Here is a 6,525-nt window from a genome sequence, read left to right on the forward strand (position 1 = left end):
ATCGTGCAGCAGCACCGAGACATAGAGCGCACGGCGCAGCACGATCTGCTTGAAGATCTTCGACGCGAGCGGATGGTCCTCCTCCAGCTCGCCTTTTTCGATCTTCGAAAGCAGCCCGATCGCGCGCAGCGAATGCTCGTCGACCGTGTAATGATGGTACATATCGAACTGCATCTGCGCGACGACGCGGCCGAAATCGGGCATGAAACGGCCGAAAACACCCGCCTCGTTGGCCCAGCGCAGCACCATTTCGGGGTTACGCGGCGACGTCAGAACGTCGAGAAACAGGCCGTTGGCGCGCGCATCTTCGCGCACTTTGCCGTCGATCAGGCGCGAATCGCGGCCCGCCTGACGCATGGTGAGGGGGTGAATTTCGACCCCGTGCTTGTCCGCCAGCCAGAATAACTGGATCAAACGCACCGGATCCTCGGCGAAAAACGTGTCGTCGGGGGCCTTCAACCGGCCCCGATCGAGCAGAAAACCCTCCAGTTTACGGGGTTTCCGGCGCAGGCTGGGCAGGCCGAACCGGCTGCCGCGCCCGGCGAATTCCTCATCGAGATGCGCCAGGAACACGCCGGTCAGGTCGCCGACTTCCTTCGCGGTCAGGAAATAATGGCGCATGAAGCGCTCGACCGCGCTGCGGCCTGGGCGCTCGGCATAGTGCATGCGGTGCGCAATCTCGGCCTGGACGTCGAACGTCAGCCGATCCTCGGCGCGGCGGGTGAGGATGTGGAGGTGGCAGCGCACCGCCCACAGGAAGTTCTCGGCGCGGCGGAAACGGCGAAATTCGTCGGCGCTGAACAGGCCTTTCTCGACCAGTTCGGCGGGCGTACGCACCTTGTAGACATATTTGCCGATCCAGAAGAGCGCGTGGAGATCGCGTAAGCCCCCCTTCCCTTCCTTCAGATTGGGTTCGACGACGTAGCGGCTGTCGCCCATCCGTTCGTGGCGATCGTTGCGTTCCTTCAGCTTGGCGGTGACGAAGCTGCGCGCGGTGCCGGCCTGGACCTCGCGGTCGAAGCGCGCCGCGGCTTCGTCGTACAGCGCCTGATCGCCCCATACGTAGCGCGCCTCGAGCAGGGCGGTGCAGATCGTAAGATCGCTCTTCGCCATGCGCACCATATCGTCGAGCGAGCGGCTCGAATGGCCGACCTTCAGGCCGAGGTCCCACAGCATGTAGAGGATCGATTCGATCACCTGTTCGACCCAGCCGGTCTGCTTCCATGGGGTGATGAAGCCGATGTCGATGTCCGAATGGAGCGCCATCTCGCCGCGCCCATAGCCGCCGACCGCGATCAGGCAGAGCCGCTCGCCGGCAGTGGGATGGTTGTTGCGATAGAGGCGCTGGAGCGTGAAATCGAAGCAGAGCCGGAGCAGCTGATCGGTGAGGAAGGCGTAAGAGGCGGCGATTTCCGCGCCCCGGCTGGGATGTTCGGCCAGCCGGCGGGCGATTTCGGTCCGCCCCTTTTCGAGCGCGTCGCGCAGCAGTGGCGTCGCAGCGGCGCGCAACGCCGCCGGGCCATCGCCTTCCAACGCGGTGAGCGCATCCGCCAACCCGCGCCGATCGATGATCGCGCGCCGTTGCGGCAGGGCTTCGAAGCGAGTGGCCATAGGGCCCAGATAGGGGCTGTGGGTTAAGACGTCACCCGATTCAGCGGTTGCCGATCGCGAGCACGACGATCGATCCGATCAGGGTCGCCAGGCCAGCCAGGAAGATGCGATCCGCCCAGAGCTCGGCGACCGCGCCGCGCCGTTCGTGGCGGAGCGCGAGGTAGGACAGCAGGCAAGAACCCGCGAGGCAGACCGCCGCGATCCAGGCGATCTCGTCGGCGAAGCTCTTGTCGGCGATATGGCTGACATTGAGGCCGGCGATGATCAGGAGCGCGATGCCCAGCAGGTTCGACGCGGCATTGAGGATATGGGTCGGCCGTTGCATGTCCTCTCCGTGGTGGGGTGCCGATTGCCCGGTCATGAACCTTCAGCGAGCAGCGCCTTGAGCTTGTAGATCAGATCGAGCGCCTCACGCGGGGCCAAAGCGTCCGCATCGATCGCCGCGACCGCTTCGCGCAAAGCGTCGGGCTGAAGGTCCTCGACAGCCGCCGCTGCGGCGAAGAGCGGCAGATCATCGAGCCCTGCTGCGAGCCCGCCCGTGGCGGCCCGGCCCGCCTCCAGCCGCTTCAACACATCCTTGGCGCGGCCGACGACGGCCGGCGACAATCCGGCGAGGCGCGCGACGGCAAGACCGTAGCTGCGGTCGGCCGGGCCTTTCGCGAGCTCATGCAGCAGGACGAGTTCGCCCTTCCACTCGCGTGCGCGGACATGGTGGAGGCTGAGCGCGTCGAGCCGCTCCGCCAGCCGCGTCAGCTCGTGATAATGGGTCGCGAACAGGCAGCGGCATTTATTGATGTCGTGGACCGCCTCGACCACCGCCCAGGCGATGGCGAGGCCATCATAGGTGGAGGTGCCGCGCCCGACCTCGTCGAGGATGACGAACGAGCGTTCGGTCGCCTGCGCGAGGATCGCGGCGGTCTCGACCATCTCGACCATGAAGGTCGATCGGCCGCGCGCGAGATTGTCCGACGCGCCGACGCGGCTGAACAGGCGATCGCACAAACCGAGCGTCGCGCGGGCGGCGGGCACGAAACTGCCCGCCTGAGCGAGGATCAGGATCGCCGCATTCTGGCGCAGGAAGGTCGACTTGCCGCCCATATTGGGCCCGGTGACGAGCCACAGCCGGTCGTGCTGCCCCAGGTTGCAATCATTGGCGACGAAACGCCCGCCCGAGGCCGCGACCGCGCTTTCGACGACGGGATGGCGGCCTTCGCTGATTTCGAGGCAGGGATGTTCGACCAAAGCCGGCCGGCACCAGCTGCCCTCGGCCGCGCGTTCGGCAAGCCCGGCGGCGACGTCGAGCCGGGCGAGCGCGTCGGCCGTGATCGCGATTTCGCGCGCGCGGGCTAACGCGAAGCCGATCAACTCTTCGAGATGCGCGGCCTCGGCGGCGAGTGCGTGACTGCCGGCCTGCCCGACTTCGCTCGCATGATCGTGCAGTTCGGGCGCGTTGAAGCGGACCACGCCCGCCAATGTCTGGCGATGGGTGAAGCCCGATTCGGCACGCATCAACGGATCGGCGACCCTGGCCGGCACCTCGATATGGAAGCCGAGCACATTGTTGTGGCGGATCTTGAGCTGCGAAATGCCGGTCTTGTCGCGATAGCTGGCCTCAAGCGCGGCGATGGCGCGCCGCCCTTCCCCGCCGCGCATCCGCAACGCATCGAGCGTCGCGTCATAGCCTTCGGCGATGTAATTGCCCTGTGCGGTGTCGATCGGCGGGGACGGCACGAGCGCGCGCTGCAGCCGGTCGACCAGCTCGCCATGGCCGAGGAAGGCGGGCAGCAATGCGTCGAGCAAGGCCGGGCGCGGCGTTACCTTGAGGATGTCGTGCAATCGATAGCCCTGATCGAGCCCGTCGCGGAGTTGGCCAAGATCGCGTGGAGAGCCGCGCCCGGCGGCAAGACGACCGAGCGCGCGGCCGACATCGGGCAAGGCGCGCAAAGCGGCGCGCAGGCGCGCGCGCAGATCAGGATCGTCGTGGAGGAAGCCGACCAGTTCGAGCCGCGCGTCGATCGCGGCGCGATCGGTCAGCGGCGCGGCGAGATCGCTGCCGAGCAGCCGCGCGCCGCCGCCGGTGACGGTGCGGTCGATCGCGTCGAGCAGGCTGCCCTTGCGGCTGCCGTTGGTCGCGCAGACGATCTCCAGGCTTTCGCGCGTCGCGGCGTCGATCATCATATGATCGGCGACCGCGCGGCGGATCGGCGGCTGAAGGAAGGGCAAGGCACCCTGCCCGGCGCGTTCGTGATAAGCGCGCAGGCCGCCGGCGGCGCTCAACTCGGCGCGGCTGAACTCGCCCCAGCCGTCGAGCGTGGCGACGTTGAACAAGGATTTGAGCCGGCGCTCGGCCGCATTGCTGTCAAAGCCGCCCGCGACCGTCAGCGGATAATCGGTGACGAGGTCGAAACCCTCAGGCGCGACCACCTCGGCCGGGTTTAGCCGCGCGAGCTCCGCGTCGACCATGTTGGCGCCGACCGCGACGATCTCGAACCGTCCGGTCGAAATGTCCGCCGCCGCCAGCCCGAGCGTGCCGCCCGCTTTCGCCACCGCAACCAGCCAGTTGGCGGCGCGCGCGTCGAGCAGCACTTCCTCGGTCAGCGTGCCGGGCGTGACGATGCGGACGATACCGCGCGCGACCAGAGCCTTGCTGCCGCCGCGTTTCTTCGCCTGTTCGGGCGTCTCGGTCTGTTCGGCGATGGCGACGCGATGGCCGCCCTTGATCAGGCGGGCGAGGTAGGCCTCGTGGCTGTGCGCGGGCACGCCGCACATCGGAATCGGTTCGCCGTCATGCTCGCCGCGCGTGGTAAGCGCGATATCGAGCGTCGCGGACGCAGCCTTCGCGTCGTCGAAGAACAATTCGAAGAAGTCGCCCATCCGGTAGAAGAGCAGGCAATCGGGCGCCTGCGCCTTGAGCGCATGATATTGCGCCATCATCGGGGTGGGTTCGCCGCTCACCGTCCCGGCTTAGCGGTTGCCGGCCAGCGAACGGAAGGGCGATTCGCTTGACCGGGGCGCCGCCCCGCAGCAACCTGTGGATATGTCGGAATCGGAACCCAAGACCGTACTGTTGATCGAGTTCGGCCCGACTCAGATCGAGGCGATCGATGCCTGGGTCGAGCGCCACCCCGATCCCAAGCCGACGCGCGAGGAAGCGGTGTGCCTGTTGATCATCGGGCGGCTCGGTGCCGAGGAAGGCCATCCGTCGACGCCGATCCCCGGTTTCGTCACGGGACGCGATATCGTCTGATTTATCTCCTGGGCGCCCGCGAGAGACTAAGGCCAAGCCCAGATCAGGATATTCGCGAGCAGCACCGCTGCCGCGATCAGCATCAGCACGCCCTGCTTCTTTTCAGACCGTTTCGTGAGAATCCAGCCGCCGCCCAGCGCAAGCGCGAAGACGGCGAGCATGGAGATGGAAAGGAGCGCCGGCTCGGTCACCGGCCGGCGCCCGCGATCAATGCTTCTGGTCGCGCCAGATGTTGCGGTAGGCGCCGTACGCCAGACCGGTGGCGATCAGCAGATAGATCAGCACGACGATGCCCCAACGGTGGCGATTCTCGAGCTTCGGTTCGGCTGCCCACATCAGGAATGCCGCGGCATCCTGCGCCATCTGATCGACCGAGGCCTTCTTGCCGTCCGAATAGGTCACCTGACCGTCGGCGACGAGCGGCGGCGGCATCGCGATGTTGAGGTTCGCGTAATAGGGATTGTAGTGGAGACCCGTCGGCGTCTTGGCGTCCGGGAACCGCTTGAGCAGATCCGCGGGCTGCGGCTGATAGCCGGTGACGATCGAATAGATGTAGTGCGCCCCGCCCTCACGCGCCTTGGCGAGCAGCGACATGTCCGGCGGCAGCGCATTGTTGTTCGCGGCGCGAGCAGCAGTCTCGTTCGCATAAGGCGACGGGAAATAATCGCTCGGGATCGCCTTGCGCGTTGCCGGCTCGCCGGTGTCGGGGTTGATCGAGGGAACCTCGACCGGCCATTGCTTGGCGATCGCCTTGACCTCGGGCTTGGTGAAACCGAGCTCTTCCAGATCGCGGAAGGCAACCAGCTTCATCGAGTGGCAGGCCGAGCAGACTTCCTTGTAGACTTGGAAGCCGCGCTGAAGCTGCTCGCGATCATAGATGCCGAATGGGCCGTCGAAGGAGAATTTAACCTCCTTTTCGGGCAGGTGATAGACAGACGGCGCGGTGGGTTCGACCTTCTCACGCGGCATCACGAAAGCGATGAAGAGGGCCGAGACGAAACCGAGTCCGACCAGACCAGCCAGGAAGCGAAGCATTTTCTAAAGTCCCCCTTGGCCGATCAGTGAGCCGAGCCGACGCCGATCGGCGCGGCCTCTGCGGCTTCACCGTGCAGCACCGATTCCGAGATCGAATTGGGCAGCGGCTTGGTCTTTTCCACGAGCGCGATGATCGGCACGATCAGCAGGAAGTGCGCGAAATAATACATCGCGGCGAGCTGGCCGATCCGCACATAGGGCTCTTCCGCCGGGCTCTTGCCGATATAGCCCAGGATCAGCACGTCGACGACGAGCACCCAGAAGGCGATGCGGTAGGCCGGACGATAATTGGCCGAACGGACCGGCGAATTGTCGAGCCAGGGCAGGAAGAACAGCAGCAGGATCGACGAGAACATCGCCAGCACGCCCCACAGCTTTGCCGGGATCCACAGCCAGTTGACCGTGAAGGCGCGCAGGATCGCGTAGAAGGGCCAGAAATACCATTCGGGCACGATGTGCGCGGGCGTCGAGAGTGGGTTGGCCTGGATATAATTGTCCGGGTGGCCGAGCGTGTTCGGATAGAAGAACAGCAGGACCGCGAACACGATCAGGAACACGCCCAGGCCCATGCCGTCCTTGGCCGTATAATAAGGATGGAACGGCACCGTATCCTGCGGCCCCTTCACCTCGAC

The 6,525-nt window shown here is 65.9% G+C and carries 7 protein-coding genes; 1 reads left to right on the forward strand and 6 read right to left on the reverse strand.

Going from position 1 to position 6,525, the window contains the following annotated elements; genetic code table 11:
* From glnD to mutS, 3 genes are all read right to left on the reverse strand, one after another.
* Positions 1-1,611 (reverse strand): [protein-PII] uridylyltransferase (glnD, locus tag VK533_RS13570; protein ID WP_324378526.1); only part of this gene is annotated, 1,611 nt, incomplete at its 3' end.
* A gap of 40 nt (positions 1,612-1,651) precedes the next feature.
* A complete protein-coding gene (locus VK533_RS13575) occupies positions 1,652-1,936 on the reverse strand; it encodes a hypothetical protein (protein WP_324378527.1) in 285 nt (94 codons plus the stop codon).
* A 32-nt stretch (positions 1,937-1,968) separates the two neighbouring features.
* Positions 1,969-4,545 (reverse strand): DNA mismatch repair protein MutS, encoded by a 2,577-nt coding sequence (gene mutS / locus VK533_RS13580; protein WP_324378535.1) that lies wholly within the window; start codon positions 4,543-4,545, stop codon positions 1,969-1,971.
* Positions 4,546-4,648: 103 nt separating this feature from the next.
* Here mutS and VK533_RS13585 point away from each other — a divergent pair, with 103 nt between their 5' ends.
* A complete protein-coding gene (locus VK533_RS13585; RefSeq protein WP_324378529.1) occupies positions 4,649-4,858 on the forward strand; it encodes a hypothetical protein in 210 nt (69 codons plus the stop codon).
* A gap of 26 nt (positions 4,859-4,884) precedes the next feature.
* Here the strand turns inward: VK533_RS13585 and VK533_RS13590 are convergent, their stop codons facing one another.
* The 3 genes from VK533_RS13590 to VK533_RS13600 all read right to left on the reverse strand — a co-directional run.
* A complete protein-coding gene (locus tag VK533_RS13590) occupies positions 4,885-5,049 on the reverse strand; it encodes a hypothetical protein (RefSeq protein WP_324378531.1) in 165 nt (54 codons plus the stop codon).
* Between the two features lie 16 nt (positions 5,050-5,065).
* On the reverse strand, positions 5,066-5,893 hold the full coding sequence (locus VK533_RS13595) for a cytochrome c1 (protein ID WP_324378533.1): 828 nt from the start codon (positions 5,891-5,893) through the stop codon (positions 5,066-5,068).
* 23 nt (positions 5,894-5,916) lie between these two features.
* The coding region (locus VK533_RS13600; RefSeq protein ID WP_414712310.1) for a cytochrome b at positions 5,917-6,525 on the reverse strand (609 nt) is incomplete at its 5' end.

Origin of the sequence: Sphingomonas sp., from assembly GCF_035317925.1 — a bacterium.
In the GTDB taxonomy this organism is placed as follows: domain Bacteria; phylum Pseudomonadota; class Alphaproteobacteria; order Sphingomonadales; family Sphingomonadaceae; genus Sphingomonas_I.